The organism is Paenibacillus motobuensis (assembly GCF_039521865.1).
In the GTDB taxonomy this organism is placed as follows: Bacteria; Bacillota; Bacilli; order Paenibacillales; family Paenibacillaceae; genus Fontibacillus; species Fontibacillus motobuensis.
Genome location: NZ_BAAACX010000015.1, coordinates 277299 through 301982, shown reverse-complemented (window position 1 = coordinate 301982; position 24684 = coordinate 277299). Strand labels below are relative to the sequence as shown.

General features: G+C 46.9%; 21 protein-coding genes and 1 pseudogene. 5 read left to right on the top strand and 17 right to left on the bottom strand.

The genetic code is table 11. From position 1 onward, the window contains the following. Window positions 1–195: 195 nt before the first annotated feature. The 3 genes from ald to ABD014_RS17285 all read left to right on the top strand — a co-directional run bounded on the left by ald (window position 196) and on the right by ABD014_RS17285 (window position 3655). On the top strand, window positions 196–1311 hold the full coding sequence (ald, locus tag ABD014_RS17295; protein ID WP_343863092.1) for an alanine dehydrogenase: 1116 nt from the start codon (window positions 196–198) through the stop codon (window positions 1309–1311). Window positions 1312–1496: 185 nt separating this feature from the next. Beyond that, the gene (locus ABD014_RS17290) at window positions 1497–2549 is read left to right on the top strand and encodes an LLM class flavin-dependent oxidoreductase (protein ID WP_343863091.1); all 1053 of its coding nucleotides are present in this window, start codon (window positions 1497–1499) and stop codon (window positions 2547–2549) included. 251 nt (window positions 2550–2800) lie between these two features. Then, complete coding sequence (locus tag ABD014_RS17285; RefSeq protein ID WP_343863090.1) at window positions 2801–3655, top strand: SDR family oxidoreductase; 855 nt, start codon at window positions 2801–2803, stop codon at window positions 3653–3655. A gap of 78 nt (window positions 3656–3733) precedes the next feature. On the opposite strand, the gene ABD014_RS17280 is transcribed toward ABD014_RS17285, so the two are convergent. From ABD014_RS17280 to ABD014_RS17225, 12 genes and pseudogenes are all read right to left on the bottom strand, one after another. Next, entirely contained in the window at window positions 3734–4738 is a 1005-nt protein-coding gene (locus ABD014_RS17280) for an endo-1,4-beta-xylanase (RefSeq protein WP_343863089.1), read from the bottom strand. Window positions 4739–4753: 15 nt separating this feature from the next. Then, window positions 4754–4852, bottom strand: a complete 99-nt coding sequence (locus ABD014_RS17275) for a beta-xylosidase family glycoside hydrolase (protein WP_343863088.1) — start codon at window positions 4850–4852, stop codon at window positions 4754–4756. A 16-nt stretch (window positions 4853–4868) separates the two neighbouring features. Continuing rightward, window positions 4869–5384, bottom strand: a pseudogene (locus ABD014_RS17270) (family 43 glycosylhydrolase); the annotation flags it as partial. 59 nt (window positions 5385–5443) lie between these two features. Then, window positions 5444–6403, bottom strand: coding sequence for a carbohydrate ABC transporter permease (locus ABD014_RS17265; protein ID WP_343863087.1), 960 nt, complete (start codon window positions 6401–6403; stop codon window positions 5444–5446). 2 nt (window positions 6404–6405) lie between these two features. Further along, window positions 6406–7353, bottom strand: coding sequence for an ABC transporter permease (locus ABD014_RS17260; RefSeq protein WP_343863086.1), 948 nt, complete (start codon window positions 7351–7353; stop codon window positions 6406–6408). 83 nt (window positions 7354–7436) lie between these two features. Then, the gene (locus ABD014_RS17255) at window positions 7437–9146 is read right to left on the bottom strand and encodes a type 2 periplasmic-binding domain-containing protein (RefSeq protein ID WP_343863085.1); all 1710 of its coding nucleotides are present in this window, start codon (window positions 9144–9146) and stop codon (window positions 7437–7439) included. A 127-nt stretch (window positions 9147–9273) separates the two neighbouring features. Further along, a complete protein-coding gene (locus ABD014_RS17250) occupies window positions 9274–10809 on the bottom strand; it encodes a response regulator transcription factor (protein WP_343863084.1) in 1536 nt (511 codons plus the stop codon). Window positions 10810–10833: 24 nt separating this feature from the next. Next, window positions 10834–12639, bottom strand: a complete 1806-nt coding sequence (locus ABD014_RS17245; RefSeq protein WP_343863083.1) for a sensor histidine kinase — start codon at window positions 12637–12639, stop codon at window positions 10834–10836. A 16-nt stretch (window positions 12640–12655) separates the two neighbouring features. Further along, complete coding sequence (locus tag ABD014_RS17240) at window positions 12656–14197, bottom strand: response regulator transcription factor (RefSeq protein WP_343863082.1); 1542 nt, start codon at window positions 14195–14197, stop codon at window positions 12656–12658. A 189-nt stretch (window positions 14198–14386) separates the two neighbouring features. Continuing rightward, the gene (locus ABD014_RS17235) at window positions 14387–16657 is read right to left on the bottom strand and encodes a glycoside hydrolase family 95 protein (RefSeq protein ID WP_343863081.1); all 2271 of its coding nucleotides are present in this window, start codon (window positions 16655–16657) and stop codon (window positions 14387–14389) included. Window positions 16658–16688: 31 nt separating this feature from the next. Further along, complete coding sequence (locus ABD014_RS17230; protein ID WP_343863080.1) at window positions 16689–18113, bottom strand: family 43 glycosylhydrolase; 1425 nt, start codon at window positions 18111–18113, stop codon at window positions 16689–16691. 45 nt (window positions 18114–18158) lie between these two features. Beyond that, window positions 18159–18935: an alpha/beta hydrolase gene (locus tag ABD014_RS17225; RefSeq protein ID WP_343863079.1), complete on the bottom strand. Its 777-nt coding sequence runs from the start codon at window positions 18933–18935 to the stop codon at window positions 18159–18161. A gap of 172 nt (window positions 18936–19107) precedes the next feature. Between ABD014_RS17225 and ABD014_RS17220 the strand changes: the two genes are divergently transcribed. After that, window positions 19108–20001, top strand: a complete 894-nt coding sequence (locus ABD014_RS17220) for a helix-turn-helix transcriptional regulator (RefSeq protein ID WP_343863078.1) — start codon at window positions 19108–19110, stop codon at window positions 19999–20001. A gap of 103 nt (window positions 20002–20104) precedes the next feature. On the opposite strand, the gene ABD014_RS17215 is transcribed toward ABD014_RS17220, so the two are convergent. The 5 genes from ABD014_RS17215 to ABD014_RS17195 form a co-directional block, all read right to left on the bottom strand. Continuing rightward, window positions 20105–20713 (bottom strand): alpha/beta hydrolase, encoded by a 609-nt coding sequence (locus tag ABD014_RS17215; protein WP_343863077.1) that lies wholly within the window; start codon window positions 20711–20713, stop codon window positions 20105–20107. Further along, window positions 20710–21657 carry a ring-cleaving dioxygenase gene (locus ABD014_RS17210; protein WP_343863076.1) on the bottom strand — a complete coding sequence of 316 codons (948 nt, stop codon included), beginning with the start codon at window positions 21655–21657 and terminating at the stop codon, window positions 20710–20712. Before ABD014_RS17210 ends, ABD014_RS17215 begins: the two co-directional genes overlap by 4 nt. A gap of 58 nt (window positions 21658–21715) precedes the next feature. Then, a complete protein-coding gene (locus tag ABD014_RS17205) occupies window positions 21716–22114 on the bottom strand; it encodes a DoxX family protein (RefSeq protein ID WP_343863075.1) in 399 nt (132 codons plus the stop codon). Window positions 22115–22212: 98 nt separating this feature from the next. Continuing rightward, window positions 22213–22653, bottom strand: coding sequence for a MarR family winged helix-turn-helix transcriptional regulator (locus ABD014_RS17200; protein ID WP_343863074.1), 441 nt, complete (start codon window positions 22651–22653; stop codon window positions 22213–22215). Window positions 22654–22842: 189 nt separating this feature from the next. Further along, window positions 22843–23223: a cytochrome-c oxidase gene (locus ABD014_RS17195; RefSeq protein WP_343863073.1), complete on the bottom strand. Its 381-nt coding sequence runs from the start codon at window positions 23221–23223 to the stop codon at window positions 22843–22845. Between the two features lie 219 nt (window positions 23224–23442). Between ABD014_RS17195 and ABD014_RS17190 the strand changes: the two genes are divergently transcribed. Then, window positions 23443–24645, top strand: coding sequence for an MFS transporter (locus tag ABD014_RS17190; RefSeq protein WP_343863071.1), 1203 nt, complete (start codon window positions 23443–23445; stop codon window positions 24643–24645). Window positions 24646–24684 lie beyond the last annotated feature (39 nt).

Below are 24684 nucleotides of genomic sequence, written 5' to 3'. Positions count from 1 at the left end.
GATTAGTTACCATTACACCTCTTGGGCCGCTCTTAGAAGCGGTTTTGGAGGTGTTTTTTGGATGTATTCCCTTAATAATCCTTAACCTATTCACCGTTGTCCTGGATTAACGAGGTAAAGCAGATGTTTGAAACGTTCACAAATCCGTAATAAATTTATAATAGAAGATCAATTTAGCGGGAAGGAAGTAATAGTATGCGCGTAGGAATTCCCAAAGAGATTAAAAATAACGAGAATCGAGTGGGCATTACACCCGCTGGAGTGAAGACGCTCGTTAATGCCGGACATGAGGTTGCCGTAGAGAAATCCGCTGGACTCGGTAGCGGCTTCAGTGATGAAGAATATCGGACTCACGGAGCAGTCATCATGGATCAAGCTGCAGATGTATGGAATTTTGCAGAAATGATCATGAAAGTAAAGGAGCCGCTGCCTGAAGAATATAGCTTCTTCCGGGAAGGCTTAATTCTGTTCACTTATCTTCACCTTGCTCCCGAGCCGGAGCTAACCAAGACGTTGTTATCCCAGAAGGTAAGGGCCGTTGCCTATGAAACCGTGCAATTAAATGACGGCTCATTGCCACTGCTCACTCCAATGAGTGAAGTAGCTGGTCGAATGGCTGTACAGATTGGTGCACAATTCCTCGAGAAGCCTTATGGCGGAAAAGGGGTGCTACTCGGTGGGGTACCCGGCGTACAGCAGGCTGAGGTCGTCATCATTGGCGGCGGGGTCGTCGGTACAAATGCAGCCAAGGTTGCGCTGGGCATGGGAGCACATGTGACCCTACTGGATCTCAATGCCAACCGATTAAGATATCTGGATGACATTTTTGAGGGAAAGGTCGCTACGCTTATGTCCGACTCATACCATATCGAACAGGCGGTAATCAAAGCTGACCTCGTCATCGGAGCGGTGCTTATTCCAGGCTCCAGAGCACCGAAGCTGGTGAAGGATTATATGGTTCAGCAGATGTCAGAAGGCTCTGTTATTGTCGATGTCGCGATTGATCAAGGCGGTTCAATTGAAACGATCGACCGCGTCACGACACATGCCGATCCTACTTATGTGAAGCATGGCGTCGTCCATTATGCCGTTGCCAACATGCCGGGAGCCGTCGCTCGTACGTCGACGCTCGCCTTAACGAATGTAACGACCCCCTACGCGCTAAGGATAGCTAGACATGGGCTGGAGGCCTGCGCCAAACTCCTCCCTGAAGTTGCAAAAGGCATCAACGTCTACGACGGTCACATTACGAATGCGGGCGTAGCCGACAGTCTCGGGTATCCATATACCAAGATCGAGGAATTGTTCTAACCTCTACCGCGGTCATTTCTGACGTTCAGGCATCAGATACTGTTCTGCTTGCCTGAACGCTCACCAACCCTCCCCTTTTGGATCAGTCTGGGCTATGATATATTAGATATATACCCTACTGGGTATGATATTTAGAAGGAGTTCAATTATCAATAATATTCCTAATCTCAGGAGGGATTGGTTTCATGACGGAACGAATAGATATCCAGTCGGCATCACATTCGACAAGCTTATCCGAGATTCCCTTCTCCATACTGGATCTCGCACCAATTACGGTTGACAGCACAGCAGCTCAATCGTTGAAAAATACGTTAGACCTTGCACAGCATGCTGAGAAATGGGGTTATACTCGCTACTGGCTCGCCGAGCACCATGGCATGCCCGGGATCGCCAGCTCGGCGACATCCCTCGTCATCGGCTATGTGGCCGGAGGTACCAAGACGATTCGCGTCGGCTCAGGTGGGATAATGCTCCCTAACCATGCCCCATTGGTCATTGCCGAGCAATTCGGCACCCTCGAATCGCTGTACCCTGGCCGCATTGACCTTGGCTTAGGCAGAGCGCCCGGCTCCGACCAGCTTACCTCCTTCGCCCTGCGGCGCGGGGCCGGCAGCGATGGACAGGATTTCCCGCAGCGGCTGCGAGAGCTGCGCGGTTACTTCAAGCCTGATTCCCAGTCATCGCTGCGTGTCCGAGCCATTCCTGGAGAAGGCCTCGATATTCCAATCTGGCTGCTCGGCTCCAGCGGCTTCAGTGCCAGGTTATCTGCAGAACAAGGCCTGCCGTTTGCATTTGCCAGTCATTTCGCACCGGATTATCTGCTGGCCGCACTAGAACTATATCACAATCAGTTCACCCCTTCGGAGACGTTATCTGCACCGTACGCCATGATTGGAGTGAATGTCGTCGTTGCTGATACCGATGCCGAGGCCGAGCGGCTCGCCACATCACAGGCTCAACAATTTCTCAGCCTGATTCGCAATCGTCCTGGTCAATTGCGGCCTCCAGTGGATGATATGGATTCGATCTGGACTGCCCATGAGAAGGCGCTATTCGAGAAGCAGCGCGCTTATGCAGCTGTCGGCTCACCCGATACAGTACGGCAGCGTCTGAACGATATTTGGCAAGAGACAAGGGCCAATGAGATTATCGTGGCCTCGCAAATCTATGACCATTCGGCCCGCCTGCGCTCTTATGAGCTCCTTGCTCATGAAGTCATTGGGCTGAAACAACAATAATCCTATACCTTTTGAGCAGCTATATAGAAATGAACGAGTCTCCGCCGATCCGGTAGAGGCTCGTTCATCTTTTCCCGGTAAAAAAACGTATAATATCAAAAATAAATCGTGATCTTTCAAAATCTTTTCCTGCTCTAAGTATGATAGTATGAAATTTAAGAGGTTAGAGCATTTTTCGTGTCATTACATATTCAAGATGTTGCCCATTTTAGCCATTCTATCTGATTATCAAGAAGGAGGCATTCTTCGTTATGAGCCTATTACCCAAACATGCTTCTCTAGAAGGAAAGACGGCCGTCATTACAGGCGGCTCCGGCATACTCTGCCAAGCCATGGCTCTTGAACTCGCACGGCAAGGCGTAAAGGTCGCAATTCTTAACCGCACCCGGGAAAAGGGCGAACAGATCGTTGCCCAGATCACAGCCCAAGGAGGGACCGCGATTGCCGTATCGTGCGACGTTACTAATGAGGACAGCGTAAGAGGCGCAGAGCAAGAAGTAACCCGCCAATTTGGACCTTGCGATATTCTGATCAACGGTGCTGGCGGTAATCAGCCCAGTGCGAACACTACAAATGAAACTTATCGTGAAGAGGATTTGACGAACGCTAATGTGACGAGCTTCTTCGATCTGAGCTTCTCCGGTGTACGCAAGGTATTCGATCTCAATTTCGTGGGTACCCTAATTCCGACGCAAATCTTCGCCCGTGGTATGATCGATCGTCCCGGGGCGACGATCCTGAATATCTCTTCTATGAGCTCATATAGCCCGATGACCAAAGTACCTGCTTACAGCGCAGCCAAGGCTGCGATCAACAACTTCACCCAGTGGTTGGCCGTCCACTTGGCGGATGCTGGAATTCGCGTTAACTCGGTAGCGCCTGGATTCTTCTTAACTGAACAGAACCGTGACCTGCTAACCAACAAGGACGGATCGCTTACTGAGCGTTCTCATAAGATTATTACGCACACACCTATGCGTCGCTTTGGTGTTCCCGAGGACCTGCTTGGCACGATGCTCTGGCTCGTCGATCAAGATACATCCGGCTTTGTAACCGGAACGGTTATCCCGGTAGACGGCGGATTCATGGCCTACTCCGGAGTATAATCCCTCTCATACCAAGAACCTTCAAATCAGCAACGCGCTGAATTTGAAGGTTCTTTTTACGATAATATATATCGTTCTCTAGCTCCGTACCAACCTAGCGATGCGCTCATAGGCTGCCTTCGGTTGATGATGTTCATCAAACAGCATCGGCCAGTTCTTGCGTCTGTTCACAGGGAAATCATCAAGCCAAGTGTAATCATCGGCGGCACCCCAAAAGGTCACCGATGTAATCACATCGCTATATTCCTGCAGCATCCGGAATACGGCTTCATATCGCTCCGCCTGCTGCTCCAACATCCCTGGTGTCGGTTCAACCAAGTCCGTCCGCCTGTCATCAAACCGGAATACAGACATATCCAGCTCAGTCAGCTGCAGCTTCAAGCCCAACGAAGCATACTTCTCTATAGCCGCGCGGATATCGTCTAATCCTGGATCGAACAGATTCCAATGTGCCTGTAGGCCAATCCCGTGAATCGGTACGCCTTGTACAAGCAACGATTTGACTAGCGTATAAATCTTGTCCCGCTTCTGCGGATGCGATTCATTGTAATCATTGTAGAATAACAGTGCGTTAGGATCAGCTTCATGAGCGAATTCAAATGCCTTGCTGATGAATTCAGGTCCGGCAATCTCTAGCCATTTTGAGGAGCGGAGCAGCTCAGCCCCGGTATCCTCAATGACTTCATTTACTACATCCCACGCGTAGATGTCATTCTTGTATCTCCCTACCACGGTATGAATATGCGAGCGAAGCCGCTCCAGCAATAACGCCTTGCTCACAGGCTGCCCGTGATTGTCCTGGAACAGCCATTCCGTCGTCTGGTTATGCCAGACCAGTGTATGCCCTCTTAACGCCATATCGTGCTTACGGGCAAATTCAGCCAATTGGTCGGCGGCCTCGAACGTGTACAATTCCTCTTCCGGGTGCACACTAGCGAACTTCATTTCGTTCTCTGCCGTAATGCTGTTGAAATGATACGCGATCAGCTCTTCCTGCGAGCTAATCGTCGTTGGATTCACCGCTGCACCGATCTTAAAATCGAATAATTGTCTCAGCGGCGCCTCCATCCGTGTTCCAATCATATTCCCATACCTCCTTCAGACAGGCGCTGCATTCACTTTATATTCAAACCAATCGAAAAAGGCAGGAACGTTACTTATTTCACCTTGGCTTGCAGCATACAATCCGATAACCACCCCAGTAAAGCATAATTTCTCCCCAGCCGTCGCCAGTCCAGATCACCACCGGTTCTGTTAGAGCCTCCCCGGTAGCGATATCGATCTCATATTGGATGACATGGGAATCGTATTCCGCCCCCTGCTGTGTTGTAACATAGACTTTACCATCATCATCGAACATGAGTGACGGGTCAATTCCGCCATAAGGAATCCGAATGGGATCGGACCACGGACCAGCCGTATTATCAGCGGTAACATAGAAATTGCCGATCCCGCCCACATCGGTCGTGATCATATAGAAGATTCCCTCATGATACCGGATCGACGGGGCGTATATTCCATCGGAACTATGACGCTTACGAAGATCAAGCTGACTGATGCGATCCAGTACATGACCGATCTGCCCCCAATGGATCAGATCACGGCTATGAAAGATAGGTACCCCCGGGAAATACTCGAATGAGCTGCAAACCATGTAATAGTCGTCCCCGGCTCTCGCAACGCTCGGATCGGGATAAAATCCCGGAAGTACCGGATTAGAATAATAAATCGCTGTTTGTTCAATAACGATGTACCTTTCTCCCTGCTTACCATTCAATCGAATGGGAGCTATTCCTTGACACTACCCACGTTGAGACCAACCACAAAATATTTCTGCATGAACGGGTAAACGATGAGGATTGGTACTGACGCTACCACCGTTACCGCTGCCCGGATCGACAAAGGCGTCACCATCGACGCCGCAGCTTCCTGGGACATCCCTGCTCCTGCGGCCACCGCTGGGTTGCTATTAGCGTTCATACTGGACGATAACAGCTTCATCAGCTCATATTGCAGGGTACTGAGTTCCTGTTTTGAGGAGGTATAAATGAATGCATCAAACCAGGAATTCCACGCCCCTACGGCAACAAATAAGGCAATAGTCGCCAATACCGGTTTGCAGAGCGGAAAAATAATTCGGATAAATATTTTAAAATCGCCAGCTCCGTCAATTCTTGCCGACTCGATCAGACTCTCTGGAATCGTCCCGATATAAGTGCGGATAACGATCATATTAAAAGCACTGATCATAGAAGGAACCACATACACCCAAAATGTATTAATCAAGTGCAGGTCTTTCATGAGAAAGTATCCTGGAATCAAACCAGCGTTGAAATACATCGTTAAGATAAAAATAAGTGTAATCGGTTTGCGGAATACGTATTCCCGTCGGCTTAGCGTATAAGCAAGCATCGTCGTCAGGAACAGGTTCAGCACAGTCGAGAGTACCGTTCTTGCCACAGATATCCAAAATGCATTGTAGATCGTACCTGAAGCGAAGACGGCTTTATAGTTCTGCCATGTGAACTCCCTAGGCCACAAATATATTCCGCCGCGGATTGTATCATTCCCTGCATTCAAGGATACGGCGATCGTATTCAGAAACGGATACAGGGTGACGATGACAAGCACAATCATGAAAATCGCGTTTAAGGTATGAAATAGAACTGGCTCTAAACTTCCTCTTCTGTTTCTTTTATTCACTGCGGCAGCAGATGCTGGCCCAGGGCTGATGGTTGGGTTCGCCATAACTATAACAGCCTCTCTTCCCCTAGCCGTTTCGCGATCCAGTTGGCAAATAGCAGCATCGTCACGCTAACGACCGTTTTAAATATACCGGCAGCAGTAGCTAATGAATAATTGCCTTGAGCAAGCCCGTATTTCAGTACGAAGATATCGATGGTCTGCGACCAGTCCACAACAAGTCCGTTGCCTAACAGATATTGAACTTCGAATCCGGCTTCTAGGATGTGACCGATGGACATGATTAGCAAAATGACAATCGTAGGCTTAATGCCTGGCAAAGTAACGTGAAACATTTTACGGTAGCGGCTGGCTCCGTCGATTTCAGCCGCTTCATATAGCGCCGGATCGATCGATGCCATCGCAGCCAAATATATAATCGTATTCCAGCCAACTTCCTTCCACACATGCGAGGCTCCGACAATTCCCCAGAAATACTTGCCTTCACTGAGCCATTGAATCGGTTCTTTAATAAGATGGAGCTTGAGCAGAACATCATTAATGATTCCATCGGAAGCCAGTGATGTCGCTACAATCCCGGTAACGATAATCCAAGACAAAAAGTGCGGAAGATATGAAATCGTCTGTACCGTTCTTTTCCAAAATACTTTTTTGATCTCATTCAGTAATAAAGCGAGTATAATCGCTGTTACAAATCCAAGAATGAGGTTGATTACACTCATTGCTAGCGTGTTGCGCAGCACTTGCAAGAAGCTATCGTCTTTGAATAGGAACTCAAAATGCTTGAACCCTACCCACTTCTGTTCACTGAAGCTCTTCGCCGGTTTATAGTCTTGGAACGCCATCGACCAGCCCCAAATCGGAAAATAGGCAAATAGAACGATATATGCCAGTAGTGGTACAGACATATAGATTAGCTGTTTCTGGCTCTTCACAAGGGACCAATTGAGCTTGGGCTTCCGAACGCTGCGATCTTTCCTTAAGGTCTGTTCCATAAGTGTTTTTCTCCCCAGCACCTATTATTTGGGAAGGTGGACGACAAAATCTGTCTCCACCTTCCGATTTTAATGCCTATAGCTTATTTCACTGTCCAGGTATCCGTTCTCCATTTCAGCACTTCATTGATGCGGTCTTCGTACGCTTTGATGTTCAATTTGCCGATTTCCTTGGTATACTCATCCCATACCGTATCGAAATCACCCGGTTTTGCCAGAATAGCCTTCGGCAAGTATTTCGTAGATAATTCGCTCTGCTTCGTATTGACGATCTTCGCCTCGGAGCCATCTACCAGATCCACAGACCAAGCCGGATATGCAATGTCATTCTCCGGGGCTGGACTGAAGAAGTCAACATAACTGTTATATCCGTAAGCCTCAAGGAATTTCTTGTCATATTCCTTCAGACCTGCCTTGTATTCTTCAGGCTGCGCAGCGGCATCTGTCGCGTTCCCGTCACTGAAATAGCCTTCCATTTTCGGCATAAATTTGAACAGCATCTTTGCTTTATTACCCAATTCCCATGTTGCATCGGTCGCATTATGGCGTTGTTCTTCCGTTCTCATGTAACGACCTTCTTCATTAACGTAATAATCTTCGCCTTCAATTCCCCAAGTCAAGATTCTCTGCCAATCTTCCTGAATCAATGTATCCAGCAGCTTGATAATTTTCACCGCTTTATCCTTGGCATTAACACTGATACCAAAACCATTATTCAGGTTAAGTGCCGCACGATCCTTGTAGTGATCCTTGATGCTTGTATCATATACGAGAGGTAGACCTACATAAGTTCTGTCCAGTTTTTCCTGTGTAATAAGAGAATTCTCTGCGTCTTGGAAGTTCCAGTGTTGATCGAACATTCCGAGGACTGTACCGCTGGATATCTTAGCCATATATTGGTCGTAGTTCTGTGTAAATGTTTCTTTGTCGATCAGACCTAACGCATTCATTTCATTCAATTTCTTATAGTATCTCTTAGCGTAATCCTTATCGGCAAAAATATGCGCTACGCCGTTCTCAACGACAACCCCGCCATCGTTCGGATGACCGATCAAGTGCTGCGGTGCGTTAAAAAGTCCCCAGTTTCTCCAGTCATAGTTCAGAATCTCGAACCCGATTGTCGGGCTTCCATCGATCGTCGGATGCTTTTCCTTATACTTGGCGATCAAATCAAAGTATTCATCTAATGTTTTTACTTGAGGATATCCCGCTTCCTCCAGAACTGCCTTTTGAACCCAGAAGGCCGGTCCTGCGTACCAAGTGCTGGCAGGGTCAGCGTTAGTTACTCCATAGTTCGGAAGAATGTAAATATGCCCGTCGTTCGGGTCTTTCATCATGTTCCAGTACTTCTCATAATGCTTCTTCAAATTAGGGGCATGCTCTTCAATTAAATCTTCCAGCGGAATATAAGCTCCTGCCGCCGTCAGCTTAACATCACCGGTCATTATATCCGGATAATCCGATCCTGCAATCATTACGCCCAATTTTTGATCTTTGTCTCCAGCAAGGAATTCAAATTCAAAAGATGCTCCCGTCTTTTCTTTGATCATCTTGTATATCTTGTTGTCGGGAGTCGGCTGCTGACCAGCTTCCCCGATGAAAGCGGTAATCGTAAACGGCTCGATCTTTCCGCCATCGTCTGTCTGCGCTTGGTTGGTTGTATTTGGTTGACTTGTAGAATTGTTACCTCCCGACTTGGACGAATTGTTTCCGCCGCAACCTGAGAGAACAACACTCAGCGACAACAGCAGAAGTACGCCTAGTCGAAATACAGATTTGGACTTACCCCCCATGTAAAGCACCTCCGTATGAATTTAGTTGTCGTCAAGCATTAAAATAGTGCATAGACAACTTATCTTTATTGTAAAAGCGCTTTCAATTATCGACTACGATACAATTAAAGCATTACCCCTAAATATTTTAGAACTTACTGTTTTTGTATTGATTTGGAGACATACCCATCCTTCGTTCAAACTGTTTTGTGAATTGACCGTAACTGGTATACCCGACCATTTCTGCAATCTCGCTATTTTTATATTGATGCTGATGCAGTAATTTGGCTGCTTCCTCGATTCTTAATCCATGTATCATCTCATTGAAGTTTAGCCCATTTTTTTTGACCAACAGTTGTCCTAAATAAACCGGATGCAAGAAGAATACTTCAGCTAATTTCTTAATCGTCAGACTTTCCCGGAAGTGCTCTTGAATATAGTTGTTAATTTCATAGATTATTCCCTGTGCTTGACGAGACTGTTCCTGTAGCAACAAATCGATTACTTCCGTACCGCAAGCTACCAGTTGATCCATAAGATCATCTAGAGTCAACACCGCATCAGCGATTTCATAAAGCTTATACTTCTCCAGCATTTTCTCCTCTGAGATATTTTTGATCGGCCCGGTATATTCTACAATCTTGTACATAATATGAACGGCAATCTTCTTAACCATCTCCGGTAAAATAAGTGAATTACGAAAAGTAGCCTTGCCTCTGTTGACGGCCTGCATAAAACCATTCTGATCCAGAAGCTCAACAGTTCTCAGTATTGTATCCATAAGCTGTATCTGATCATATAGATGACTGAACTCTTTGGCTTTAATATCTAGGTAGAGCATAATGCCTTCATATTGGAGGTCGTAGAATTTATGCTTAATAGCCATTTTGGCAGTTTTATAACTTTGTCCAATCTCTATCAGTAACGGCTGGCTAAGTCCGGCAGATATGAAAACACGATGACACTTACAATATCTAGAGATTTCCTCGATTTTACCCCAGGTATCACTCTCATATTCAATCCCGTTAAATCCATATATAATAGCAAAGCAACCGGGCTCTATATCAATCAGAAATATTGAGGATTCAGTAGATATTACGGATGAGGTCCTCTCTCTAAATTCAGCCAGATTGATTGAGTCAATCTGAACCAGACACAGATTCCAGCGCTCCCGAAGAGTAGACAACTCTTCAATAAAGGCTTGTTCCTCTCCATCTAACAAATGATCCATCATTAACTTCTTCAATGCGGTTACTGTCTCTTCATAATTAGCAAGCTGATCAAGATGCTTCCGCTTCGTTTTCCGTACCAGTTCCTGATGAATTTGGCGCAGTTCTTTCTCTGCTTCTTCCGCAATCAAAGGCTTCAGCAAATAATGATGCACCCCATAATGCAGCGCCTTTTGCGCATACTCAAACTCGCTGTATCCGCTTACAATAGCAAAGCCTATTTCTGAATCGCCTTGTTCCTGCCAAGCCTTGATCATCTCAAGTCCGCTCATTACTGGCATGTTCACATCCGTGATTACTAAATCGGGTTTCAATTCATGAAGCTTATCCAGCCCCTCCGATCCGTTATTGCATGTTCCACATACCTCAAAGCCCATTTCCTCCCAAGGGATCCATAGCTCCATCCCTTCCAGAGCCCCTGGTTCATCATCGATTAATAGCACTTTAAATACCATACCATTTCCCTCTCCCCATGCACTTTATGTAATCTGACGCTCAAGAAGATTAACCGGGATCTCAAAAGAAACAGTTGTACCTTCATCCGGCTTACTGACAATATTGAAACTTGCCTGGTCGTTATAATTTAGTTCCAGTCTTCGGTATACGTTGCGAATTCCAATACTGGAACCGGACGAGCTCTCATTGCGAACTGACAAAATCACTTCCCGAAGCTTGTCAGGCTCAATCCCCTTTCCATTATCATATACAGTAACCCGCAGCTTCCCATCTGCCACGATGGCACTAACTTTAACCAATCCCTGTCCATTGATCTTCTGAATCCCATGTTTACACGAGTTCTCTATCAACGGCTGGATACTCATCTTGGGGATTTTGTATTGCAATGCTTCTTCATCGATCTCGAATTCATAGTCAATTTTGTCCCGGAAGCGGAACTTCTCAATCTTCAAATACATTTCGATAAACATAATCTCTTCCTGAAGAGTAACGATATCTTCTTTCCAGCTAATTAATCTGCGAAGCAGCCTGGATAAATTTTTAATAATATCAGTAACATCGTTATAGCTATTTTTGGTACAAACAACCAGAATTGCATTCAATGTATTGAACAGAAAGTGCGGATTCATCTGGCTCTGCAGCAGATTCAGTTCTGCTCGCACCCGTTCCATTTCCAAATTTTTCTTCTGAATCTCCAGTTTGTACACGTTGTTGATCAATGAATTAATCCTTGAGGTCATTTGGTTAAAGTTCTGAATCAATCCGCCGATCTCATCCCGTCCTTCTTCAATAGATATGAGGTCGAATTTCTCGTTCATAACCTTCTGCATATGCCTCGACAGTCGCTTAACCCTGTAATTATAGGATCTCAGCATAATATAAATGAAGAGCGTTGCACCTAAGGTCACTGCTACCGCTAGCAGAACTACGAATACGCGCATCTCCATGATTGCCTTTGAAATCCGCGTTCCTTCTGGAAATCCAATTAGCTTCCAACCCTTGACGTACCTCGCTGTTCCAATGGATACGGTATGAATATCCTGCTCGCTATATTGCTCCGGCAGCTCGAATACGGGATATGCGTCCTCGGTCCGACCTCTTTGATAACCACTATCGGCCGACATAATGATCTGGTTATTTTCATTCACTAAATATAAATTCAAATAATCCCTCTCGCGCATGATAACATCATAAATTTTATTAATTGCAATATCGATACGGAGTACCTTGTAATAAGTGTTATATTTATCGAAATAGTTCATTCTCTCCATGACACTGAGATAAGGGACCGTAGAGGCAAGATTGCTGGCTTCCGTCGCCATATAAGCAGCAACATACACCGGATCCGAATTGTCCTCCCACAGCCTATACCAGTCGCTATCCTGTACCTTATGGTCAATGAATTGATAATTCCCTCCAGGTACAATGGACGGATTATCCGTAAATATCGAAATCCGCTCAATCTGGTTATTCACAGGTATGTAACTTGTTACTCGATTCCTGAGCTGCTCATCAAATGTTTCATAGAAATCCAGTGGGTCTATATATGTATGATCCAGCATTTCGTTCAATGTTTTATCAGTATTCAAAGCATGACTTACCGCAACTCCCCCATCAATATAATCATGAATATCTTTTCTGGCCCGTTCCAATGAGATATTGAGGTTTTGCTCTTCCCTCGCTCTGATAAAATTGGACATATGATCCATAAATACGAGATTCACAATCAAAATAGGGAGCAACACACCGATCAGCAGAATCATCAGAAATTTATAATTTAACGGAATATCATTGATGATCTTCTTAAGCCGAAATTTTCTAAGCTTCATATGTACACCTCCTATATCATTGCTGCCTGTTCTCGATTACACCTCGATATACAGAAGGTAGAACACCTGTATGCTTCTTGAATTTATTATTGAAATAATCGGCATTGGGGTAGCCTACCTGTGATGCAACCTTGGATATTTTGATCTGCGTTCTCTTAAGTAACTTCTTCGCCTCCTCGATCCGTTTCTCATTCAAATACTCATTGAACGATTTCCCCGTATATTTCTTGAATAACTGACCTAAGTACGCAGAGTTCATATGGAACTGAATAGCCAGCTCCTGAAGCTGCAGCTTGCTTCTAAATTCCTGATCAACATATTGAATAACTTGAAAGATCGTATTATGCTCATTTTGCTCCCGAAGAGCTGTAAGTTTAGTGGCCCCTAGAATACATAATGAATGCAGGTAGTCTTTCAACTCTCTAATCTCGTCTAATTCATCCTGATTCCCGTACGTAATTTGAACTTGCTGCATAAATCCAGCAGGATCGCCGTTCATCTCAGCCAACAATCTACAAATCTTCAGTTCTAAATCGGCTATGCTCACGCGCACCATTTCCATGTCAGGCAATTCATTACTCCATAAATCAAAGATTTTGCTTATACCGTTCTCAATTCCACTCAAATTCCCGGCTTCAACAGATTCAACGAGCTGCTGAAAATTTATTTTTGAAAAACTCCTCTGCTGTACCTTATAAATATCCTGATAATAAAATACTCCCTGTTTCTGCTGATTCCGTTTGAGTCTTCTTACTTCAATCGTCTGCATATAAAGCTTCCGGATGGTCTCGATACCGGTTGCTCTATCACTTATAGCAATAATTCCTGGATAATCTGATCTAGCTCGTAATTCGTTGAACAAAGATTGGCTAATATCCCGCAGTTGTTCGTTAGAAATCGTCTCAGACAGAACAAGCAACCCGCATCTCCCTCCACTATCCTGAAAAGGAAAAGTACAACAAATAGGGGAAAAGAAACGATTCCCCCATTGTCCACAAGCTACTAGGTCATAGGCACCCTCAATCATCATGCATATCAGTTGCTGATCACCTGAAAGGTTCATAGACAAACGTGCCTGTTCTGCTAGTGACAAACTATACTCTCCTAGAATCAAGCGATTAATTACATGATTAACTGCATAAAGATGCCGATTCGACTCGATCCGTCTGGCTGCGGTCTCAGCTCTGATTTGATTAGCAAGCTTAACTAGCAAAGACTCAATTTCCTCATCATCTATCGGCTTAAGCAAGTATTCAACAACGCGCAGTTGCATAGCAGTTAGGGCATAATGAAAGTCATCGTACCCACTTAGTACGATAAACTTGGGTGGATGTAACAGAAGTCGATTCGACTTCTCAATTAGCTCCAAGCCGCTTATTTCCGGCATATTAACATCGGTGATGACCAGATCCGGTTGATATTCCTGGATTTGCCGAAATGCATCAATACTGTTAACGGCCTCTCCACACACGTGAAAACCAAGTCTGTTCCAGTCGATCATCGTTCTTAGCCCTTCTAGGACCCAGGGCTCATCGTCTACCAGAAGAACATTTAGCATGGCTATTGACTCCTTTAATCAGTTGTATAATGAAAGCGGATTCAATAATGTGTTCTGACTATAGAAAAGATAACAAAAGTTCGTCATATCAGACTTATATGTCTAAATGACATTATACATGATTTTTTAGGAAAAAAGGAGCATGCCAGGGAGAAAACGGATAATTATACTATTCTGCTAAGAGGTTACTTACTGCGACCTGCCACACTGGCGAAACGTATAGGAGCGTCCGGCCTCTCCTTCAAACGTAACGGGGGCAAGACCCGGGGCAACCAAACGGCAAGGACCTGAAATCAAGCACGTCACGATCGCTTCCGTAACCTGACCCCCAGCCCAGGTAAAGTCAATACTAAAGCCGCCACGGGCCCGAAGTCCCGTAACGAGCCCCTCGCTCCAACAGTCAGGCAAAGCGGGCAGCAGACGAATCACCCCGGCGTGGCTCTGCAGCAGCATCTCGGCAATGCCTGCCGTACCGCCGAAATTGCCGTCGATTTGAAACGGAGGGTGGTTATCAAAAAGGTTATGCAGCGTGGATTGGTTGAGAAGTTCCTTCACGTTCTCGTATGCCTTGGATCCATCCTGCAGCCTGGCCCAGAAATTAATAATCCACGCGCGGCTCCAGCCGGTATGGCCACCTCCGTTCGCCAGTCTGCGTTCCAGTGTCGCCCGCGCGGCAGCAGCCAGCTCCGGCGTGCGATCCAGGCTAAATCCCTCCCCCGGGTAAAGGGCAAACAGGTGGGAGATATGGCGGTGCCCCGGTTCCACCTCCACATAATCCTCCATCCACTCCTGAATTTGCCCGTATTTGCCGATTTGCGGTTTAGGCAGCCGCTTCAGTGCGGCGGCGAGTTCCTCGCAAAACGCCTCGTCCCGCCCAATGATTTTCGCACTGCGGATGCAGGCGTCAAACAGCGTTTCGATAATTTGAAAATCCATCGAGGCCCCGGCGCAGAGTACCCCCGTCTCGCCATTCGGCATCCTATAACTGTTCTCCGGAGAGACCGATGGACAAGTAATCAGTCGTCCCTCCCCGTCTTCGATCAAATAATCGAGCAGAAACAATGCCGCCTCCTTCATCGTCTCATACGCCCGGGCCAGAAAATAACGGTCCTGGCTGAAGCGGTAATGTTCCCACAGATGCAAGCACAGCCAGGCTGCACCCATCGGCCAGAAGGATGCCGGAAGATAGGTGTCTTGTGGAGCCGTGTCCGCCCAAATATCCGTATTATGATGCGCCGTGAATCCCCGGCAGCCGTACATAACGCTAGCTGTCACCCGGCCGGGATCAAGCATCCGTTCGATCAAATCAAACAATGGCTTGTGGCATTCGGCTAGATTGCAGTTTTCCGCCGGCCAATAATTCATTTGTGCGTTAATATTAATCGTATATTTACTATCCCACGGTGGTGTAAAGCTATCGTTCCAGATGCCCTGAAGGTTAGCGGGCAAGGAACCCGGTCGGCTGGAGGAGATAAGTAGGTATCGACCAAACTGAAAATAGGTGGCGATTAGCCCGTGATCCTCTTCGCCCTTCCGGAACAGTTCCAGCCTTTCATCGGTCGGCAGCGCGCTTTTCCCCTGGCTCTCGGGCAGTTCCAAGCCAACCCGCCCGTACAGTTCGCGGTAATCCGTGAAATACCGGGCCAGCAGCTCGGCATACGGAATCCGGCTCAGCTCTTCCAACCGCCGTTTGCCGTAAAGCTCCGGCTCGGGATGTCGGTAAGTCGTACCGGCTACGAGCAACAGTGTAACCGCATCTGCTCCTTCCACCAACAAATATTCGCCCAAGGTCTTGCAGACGCCGCCTTCCGGAGCCGCCTTCAAGACGGCGCAGAAGGTGCTACCTCCTTTGCCGCCGCATTCCCCGCGCATAACCAGCCCGCATTCCTCCCATTTCTCCGTCTTCTCTAGGTATCTCCAGTTCTGGCGGTTAAATCGAGCTTTAAGCGAAACAGCCTCCTTTTTGTCAGCGGAAATCCGGATGACGATCGCCTGATCCGGATAACTCGCAAACAGCTCGCGGGTAAAACGTACCTCGCCGACCCGGTAGCTGACCCGAGATACGCCGCACTCCAAATCAAGTTCCCGTGTATACTCCTCTTCAGGCTGCGCGTGATGGCCGAACGAAATCAGCAGATCGCCCAGCGGCAAATAGTGCCGCTGCGCTTCAGGCAGCCCGGCCATCGTCATCGCCGCCAGTTCCTCGGCCTCCCGCAGCCGTCCTTCCAAAATCAGCTTGCGGATCTCGGGCAAATGGGACAGGGCATCTTCGTTGTTGCGGTCGCGTGGACCCCCGTACCAGATGCTATCCTCGTTGAGCTGCAGCTTCTCCTCAGCCGTACCTCCGAAGATCATCGCACCCAGCCGGCCGTTTCCGATCGGCAAAGCCTCGTTCCATTCGGAAGCGGGCTTGCTGTACCACAATCGGTGCTTCCGTTCCATACTAGCCATGCTCGTCATGTTGCTCCTCCTGTCCGCCGGATTGGCGAAGTTATTCCAGAGTAAACGAGGCCAGATCTGCGCCTCCGTTGCCCTTATACGTAAGATACAGGGCTTGTATGCCGTCCGGTATGACGAGATCCGTAGAATAATCCGTCCAGATATTCGTAAAGTTAACCGGTATTTCTCCAAGAGACGGGCCGTCCCAAGCTGTTTTTATTTCAAAGGCGCCGTGGCAATACCCGCGTACCTTGATTTTAATCGTCCTGATTCCATGGCAGTCAAAATACTTGAAACCGGCCGTAGCAGAATCCGTCATATTGGCGATATATCCGATTTCTTCATCCCCGTCTTTTCCATCCTGGGTTATTTTCGGAAAACGGCTATCCATCCATGCTCCGGAACGCCCGAAACCGCCTGTGTACGGTTCATCGTCTTTACAAAACAGATTGCATGCCAGATAAGCGGGATATTCCCCGCGACCCGCAAGCGGTCCGCCATTCGGGCCACAGGAGGTCATCTCCGCCTGAGGGATCGTTCCGTCCTGCCGGAATGTGATCGGCTCGATACAGCCTTGCCGGCAGAAAGCGGTACCATTGGTATGTCTATGATAAAAAACAAACCATTTCCCGTTGATGTGGACGATGCTGCCATGGTTATTGCCACCGTAATACATCGGTTTGTCCGCCGGCTTGTAGGAATCAATATGAAGATCGTTGTTGCTTACGACAACCCCCTGGTAGACAAATCCTTTTGTCGGAAATTTGCTGGTGGCATAACACAATTCATGCATAACGATCGAGGAATAGACTAAGTAATATGTATCGCCTTTCTTCCTTATCGAAGGAGCCTCAAAAAACTCATGTCCTTCAAACCCGCTGCCCTTACTGTACGGTTCGCTCGGCGCGACAAATACTGGTTCTTCCACAATCGTGAGCATATCAGAACCAAGCACCGTAGCCATTGCGCCGTGTCTGGACTTGTCCTTAGCCGCACAGAAACCGGTATACAGGTAGGTCTTCTCTCCTTCCGTCAACACACCCGGATCAAACTGGGGCTCGTCGCCTTCTCTTTCTCCCAGGCGTGTGCCGTCGGCATACTTGACGTAACCGTAAAATTCATACTTACCGGCCGGCGTATCGCAGACGGCTACCGAAACTATCGAAACCTTGTCAAGAACATAGTAGAGATAATAGCGTCCATCCGGGCCGACAGTGACGTCCGGTGCATAAAGGCACATGCTGCCGTCAGGATTCAGCGGATCATCCGTTTTTTTATAAATCACGCCTTCATTCCGCCAGTCGCCCAGATCATCCGCGGGTGCCGACCAGCAAACATAGTCACCTAAACAAAAAGCATGTCCGTTAAAACGGTCGTGAGAGCCATACACATAAACTCTGCCGTTAAAAACATATGGCTCTCCGTCGGGTATGTATTCCCATGATGGGAGATAGGGGTTCAATCCTTGCTTCTTCATTATAATTTCGTCCTCCTTGTTAACTGCAATACTTTCTTCTCATTTCTAAACTTTAAATAGCAGTTGTGAAAAATAATAAAGATCGTTCTTCCACACGGGCCAATCATGTCCACCGCTTTCCAGGGCCCAATTGTGAGGCACACCGCGCTCCGCCAAATAAGTATGCATCCGTTCACTGATATGCTTGAAATTATCCTCATCCCCGTCCCCGCAAGAAAGCCACATCAATCTGAGAAGGGCAGCCGCTTCCTGCGGATTCGGAACGAGCTGCTCGGGAGCTTGTGTATTGGGTGCCGGGGAAAAAGCCCCGATCCAGGCGAAGCGGTCGAGATGGTGCAATCCTATGTTCAGGGACTGCCCTCCGCCCATGGATAATCCTGCAATCGCACGGCTTTCCCGTTCTGTCGATACCGGGTAATTGGATTCAATAAACGGGATCAGATCATTGAGCAGATCAAGTTCGAACCTCTCGAACGCCCGGATCTTCTCAGGGTCGAAAATGTCTCCTACCGGCCGGTCGTCCGGCATGGCGCGGCCGTTAGGTAAAACAACGATCAAGGGCGCGAGTTTGTTATCCGCATAAAGATTATCAAGGATGATATGGGGTTGCCCATGGTTGAACCATTCGTTTTCATCCCCGCCTATGCCATGCAAAAGGTAAAGTACGTTATACGTTTGGTTTCCTGAATATCCAGGCGGAGTATATATCCTCATTTTGCGAGATTTCCCTACCGTTACGGAGAAATATTCCACCACTTTGACGTTGCCACGGGCGATATTTTCCCTGTATTGGTCGTATCCGTCAGGAGCTATAGTTCTCATATCTTCTCTCCTTTCATATTCCTTCAAACCGGAAAAAATGAGTCAGTTTCAAAATCGCTGCTCCACTTCCTCATAGATTTGATTTAATATAATGATATTATTGTTGTTTTCGAATTATCTAGCAGACAATTGCGAATTATCAGCACTATATTACGATTTCCAGGAGGCCGTAATGTACAAGCATCGTTATTGGGAAAACAAGCCGCATGGCGTTCCCGATTTTCCGCTGTATATATACAAGGTGGAGCATCAAGCCGGGGTTCATTCCATTCTCCCTGTCCATTGGCATAATGAGATGGAAATCATCTATTTGGCCCAGGGAACGGCCACTTTCCGAATCGAAAGCCGGGAGTTTGCTATTCGGGAGGGAGAGGCGCTCGTTGTTCACCCGGGCGAACTCCATTTGGGAATTAACGAGCATGATGCAGGGATATGCTATTACTCCATCGTGTTCAAATTATCCTGGCTGTCTTCATTACAAGTGGATCGAATCCAGGAACTGTTCCTCGGACCGATCCTGCAGGGGACAGCTAGGCTTCCTGCCTTGTTGTCCGCTTCCACGGGGACTCCTCCCGCATTGCTTGACTATGTACGACAGCTTCTGATCCGCTTTGAGCACCGGTCGTGCGCTTACGAATTAAGCATGAAAGGCCTCCTCCTGCTGCTGATTGCGGATATTTACCAACACGGATTGATGGAAGAAAATAACGAGCCGATAAATCGCCAAGGACATGAATATAACTGCCAAATCAAAACAGTACTGGCCTATATCGAGGAGCACTCCCATGAAAAGCTCGAGTTGGATCAACTGGCTGCAGTGGTGTCGCTTAGCCGCTCCTATTTTTGTGAATTTTTCAAAATGCAGACCGGGATGCGGCCAATGGAATATGTGAATTTTATCCGGATTAATAAAGCTGCCAGCTTGCTGCGAACCGGATCGTACAATGTTCTAGAAGCCGCGTTGGAGTCCGGCTATCATCATGTCAGTTACTTTTCCAAATGGTTCAGGTTTTTTATGAATATGACGCCTTCCGAGTACAAGGCCTATTATTCTTCCGGCCTTTAGAAACCTACTTTTACCCCTAAAACTTATAAATTCTATCCTTATAAAAAAAGAATCGCCAGTGAAAAATTCACCTGCGATTCTTCTTATGATTTGATAGATCAAATTATACAAAATTACGTTGGAACCATTTTGCGGCAGCATCCACTTCAGAAGGCGACAACTGATGCCCAAAATGCTCCCAGTGTACTTCAACCGAAGCGCCTGCAGCCGACAGCAATTGATTCAATTCCTCAGTCTCCTGTGCAGGAGAGATTGGATCATTCTTTCCGGCTCCCATAAAGACCGGTATGCCGGATAGCTGCGGAAGCTCGATGCCACGGCGTGGAACCATCGGATGGTGCAAAATTGCTCCACGCAAAGCATCTTTATAGTGGAATAACAGTGATCCCGCGATGTTAGCTCCATTGGAGTAGCCTACGGCCACGATATTGCTGCGGTCAAATTGATGTTCGGCGGCCGCCTGATCCAGGAAATCATTCAATTCCTTCGTACGGAAGATGAGATCCTCTTCATCGAATACTCCTTCCGCCAAACGGCGGAAGAAGCGCGGCATACCATTCTCCAGCACATTTCCTCTTACGCTAAGAACCGAGGAGGATGGAGATATCATTTGCGCCAGTGGAAGCAAATCCTGTTCGTTCCCCCCGGTACCGTGCAGGAGCAGCAGTACCGGAGCATTAGTATCAGATCCCTGTTGAAATATATGTCTCATTCCTGATCCTCCTTCAGCACCCGAACTTCAAATTGTTCAAGATTCTTCTCAATCAATTCGCGATGATCTTCGTACCATGGTGGCAGCATAAGCTTCTCACCCAATTGCTCTAAAGGCTCGTCATGAGTGAAACCTGGAGGATCTGTAGCGATCTCGAACAGTATGCCGCCTGGCTCCCGGAAGTATAGAGCATTGAAGTATTGACGATCGACAACCGGTGTTGGATGAAGTCCGCTGGCTGATACCTTCGTGCGCCATTCAGCATGCTCTGAGTCATCTTTTGCCCGCCAAGCGATGTGGTGAACCGTGCCTGAACCCGCTTTGCCGGCAGGTACCGATCCGATATTCAAATCGATGATATTACCGATTTCACCGAACCCTTTATAACGGGCATATCCACCCTCAACCCCTATTTTCTCCAGACCTAACACACTCTCTAATACCATTTCTGTATCTTTTGGTGCGGTGCTGTAAAGAACTGCGCCTCCGAAGCCCATAATCGCTTTATCTGCAGGCACTCCGCCAAAGCTCCAGGTGCTCTTCGGTCCTTTACGTTCCACAAGCTCAATTTGCAAGCCGTCTTTATCCGCGAAGTGCAGCGATTTCTCAGAGAATCTTGTTCTTTCTGTGAAAGATACATTAAATTTCTTCAACCGCTCTTCCCAGAAATCCATCGAACCTTCTGGAATCGCATAGGTCGTAATTCCAACCTGTCCGTTGCCGACAATACCACGGCGAGATTCCGGCCATGGGAAGAAGGTAATAGCTGTTCCGGGATGACCCACTTCGTCACCGAAGTATAGATGATATACTTCAGGCGCATCGAAGTTGATGGTCTTCTTCACCAGCCGAAGTCCTAATATACCCGAATAGAAATCGGTTGTATCCTGTGCGCTTCTTACAAAAGCCGTAATATGATGAATACCTGCCGTTGCTTTAACCATGTGTATCCACTCCTCATGTGTAATTTTTTTGAGTTAGTTCAGATCTAACTATTTCAACTTACAGGATCGCATCCAGCGAATAGGCTCCTGCACCAATCAGGCTGACTCCAACAACCACTGCAATAATCAACAAATTCATCTCATAACCATTGGCTGTATTCCAGTACCCGTTCTTTCCGTGTACACTGATGATCGCGAACAGCATTGTAATGGCAATCAGCCCTGCGCCAATCGGGGTGAACAACCCGGCTGCAAACAACAATCCGCCTACGAACTCGCCTAATCCAGCCATCAAGGCCATCAGAACACCTGGCTTCATGCCAAGTGAATCCATCCAGCCCCCGGTCCCTTTTAGACCATAGCCGCCAAACCATCCAAACAACTTTTGCGCCCCATGCGCTATGAAGGACAAACCTACTACCAAACGGATAATTAATAAACCTAATGCTATACTCACCTTGAAAACTCCTTTTTATTTTATTTATTTATACTGAGAATCTTTATATTAAGATATATAGTTAAAAAAAGGGATCTTTCCGTCATTTTCTCATTGACCTATTTATATCCCTCTTGTGCATGCTTCCCTAACTTCTTCAACAAAGATGCCGCCAATTGCTGCTCTTCTACAGTCAAACCAGCTACCGATTGCTCGATAATATCCACATGATTCGGAAACACTTCTTCAACAAACTTGGCACCCTCATCTGTAATCTCTGCATAAATGCAACGGCGATCCTCAGTGGAAGCATTACGACGAACAAAGCCTTTCTGAACAAGCTTATCTACTACATAAGTTATATTGCCGCTGCTCATCAGCACTTTATCGCCAATTCGTTGTATAGGCTGGGCGCCTTTATGATACAATAACTCAAGTACACCAAATTCGGTGCGTGTTAGACCATGATCACGAATGTTGCGGTCGCTTACAGCATTCACCCACTGGCTCGCCCGAGACAGAGCAATAAATAAATTCAAGGCAACATCTTTCTTATTCATATCCCTTAACCTCCTTTCGGGAATCTCGATATCAAATATCTTGATATAAAGATAATACAAATGCTCGGATCTGTCAACACCTGACTCAAACTTTGTTCTCCTATCTACGAAAATAATAAAACAGGCGCCACTGATATACTATGGCACCTGCTTCATAAACAGATCGACTCCTCTCTTCAGTAGCAAGCTTTATCTTCTGCCCGCTTTCGTTCCAACATTAAGGAACACGTTGACAGCAAATATGATAACGCTTACAACAACTAATGTAGAACCAACACCCATCAAGACCTCGACTTGATCGTTTCCTTTTAACAATAATGTAAGGCAAATCATCATGACCGGCAGACTAATCGTATGCACCCAGAACTGAATTTTGCTCAGAATATTGTTCCCCGCTCTAGGGAACAGCCAGTATATCACTCCGGCTAATGCAAATGAGGCCCATCCAAGTAAATTGATATGAACGTGCACTCCAGTTAGTGTGTAATCGTGAGCCATCGACATGTAAACACCAAGACCCACTCCAATGACGAAATAAACCAAGGCGACCTTAATATAAGCAATCCCCATACTTTGCCTCCATTCTTCATAGATTGAGACATTGTATTCTACTTTAATAAGAATAATGTTAAATAAAATAAAAAAGACGTCGGATATCTAGCGATTCGAGGTCTAGCTTCTTTATAGCATTGGCACCTTTCTATTATTCTGTTTTTGCGTATAATATATAACTGTTCCTATCCGTATTCTAGTCCAATATTTATTCATAGAAAGGTTGATCTACTCAGCATGAACTCACCGCAATTTGCTACCGCTGAAAGTGCCGTTACCAAGGAGCGTTTTCCTATCGCTCTCTTGTCGTTGACCGTCGGCGCTTTCGCGATTGGTATGACCGAATTCGTAATTATGGGCCTGCTGCCGAATGTAGCAGAAGACCTCAACGTATCTATCTCATCTGCAGGACAATTGATTACGGCTTATGCGATGGGGGTAGCCATCGGTGCTCCCATCCTGACCATGGTAACCCATCGGCTTCCTCAGAAGCTGCTGTTATGCCTGCTAATGATTTTATTTATTGTCGGCAACGGCATCTCGGCCTTTGCTCCTAACTACGCCTTCTTGATGACGGCAAGAATTATCACAGCATTGACGCATGGCACATTCTTTGGGGTGGGCGCCGTGATTGCCGCCGGTCTTGTTCGCCCCGATAAGAAGGCTGGCGCAGTATCGATTATGATGGCCGGACTGACCATCGCCAACATTATTGGCGTTCCGTTCGGTACCTTCGTCGGACAACATATGGGCTGGCGCGCTTCCTTTGGTGCTATCGCTATTGCTGGAGTCATTGCTTTATTAGGAATCCTATTGTTCATTCCCAAGCTCCAGTCCGAACAGGGCAGCAATATGGGAGCGCAGTTAAAAGCTCTAATACGGCCAAAATTGCTGTACTTCCTCTTGATCTGTGCACTGGGAAATTCCAGCTTGTTCGCCGTATTTACTTATATCGCCCCGATGCTGCAGCAAATCTCCGGCTTTGCCGAGCATAGTGTAACCTGGATTCTCGTGCTGTTCGGATTCGGTGTTACGATCGGCAATATTGTTGGCGGCAGACTGGCAGACTGGAAGCTGATGCCTTCCATCCTCGGCATTTATATCGTGATTTGCGTGCTTCTTACGATCTTTACTTTTACGGTCAAGCAGCCGATACTCGCCGTTATTACCATCTTCCTGTGGGGTGCAGCTTCCTTCAGCATTATGCCAGGTCTGCAGATCAAGATCATGAGTCTGGCGGAAGCCGCTCCAGCGCTAGCCTCGACCTCGAGCCATTCAGCCGGTAATCTGGGTAATGCCTGCGGCGCTTTTATCGGTGGTCTCGTCATTACTCACCTGGGGCTATCCTCGCTCCCTTGGGTTGGCGCACTGCTCGCCGCTTCGGCCTTGACGCTCGGCTCAATTAGCTATATTCAAGAGCGCAAGCATGGCGCAGCATAGCCTATTAATTTCAGCGGAAATTAAAAAAAGGGGAGTTCT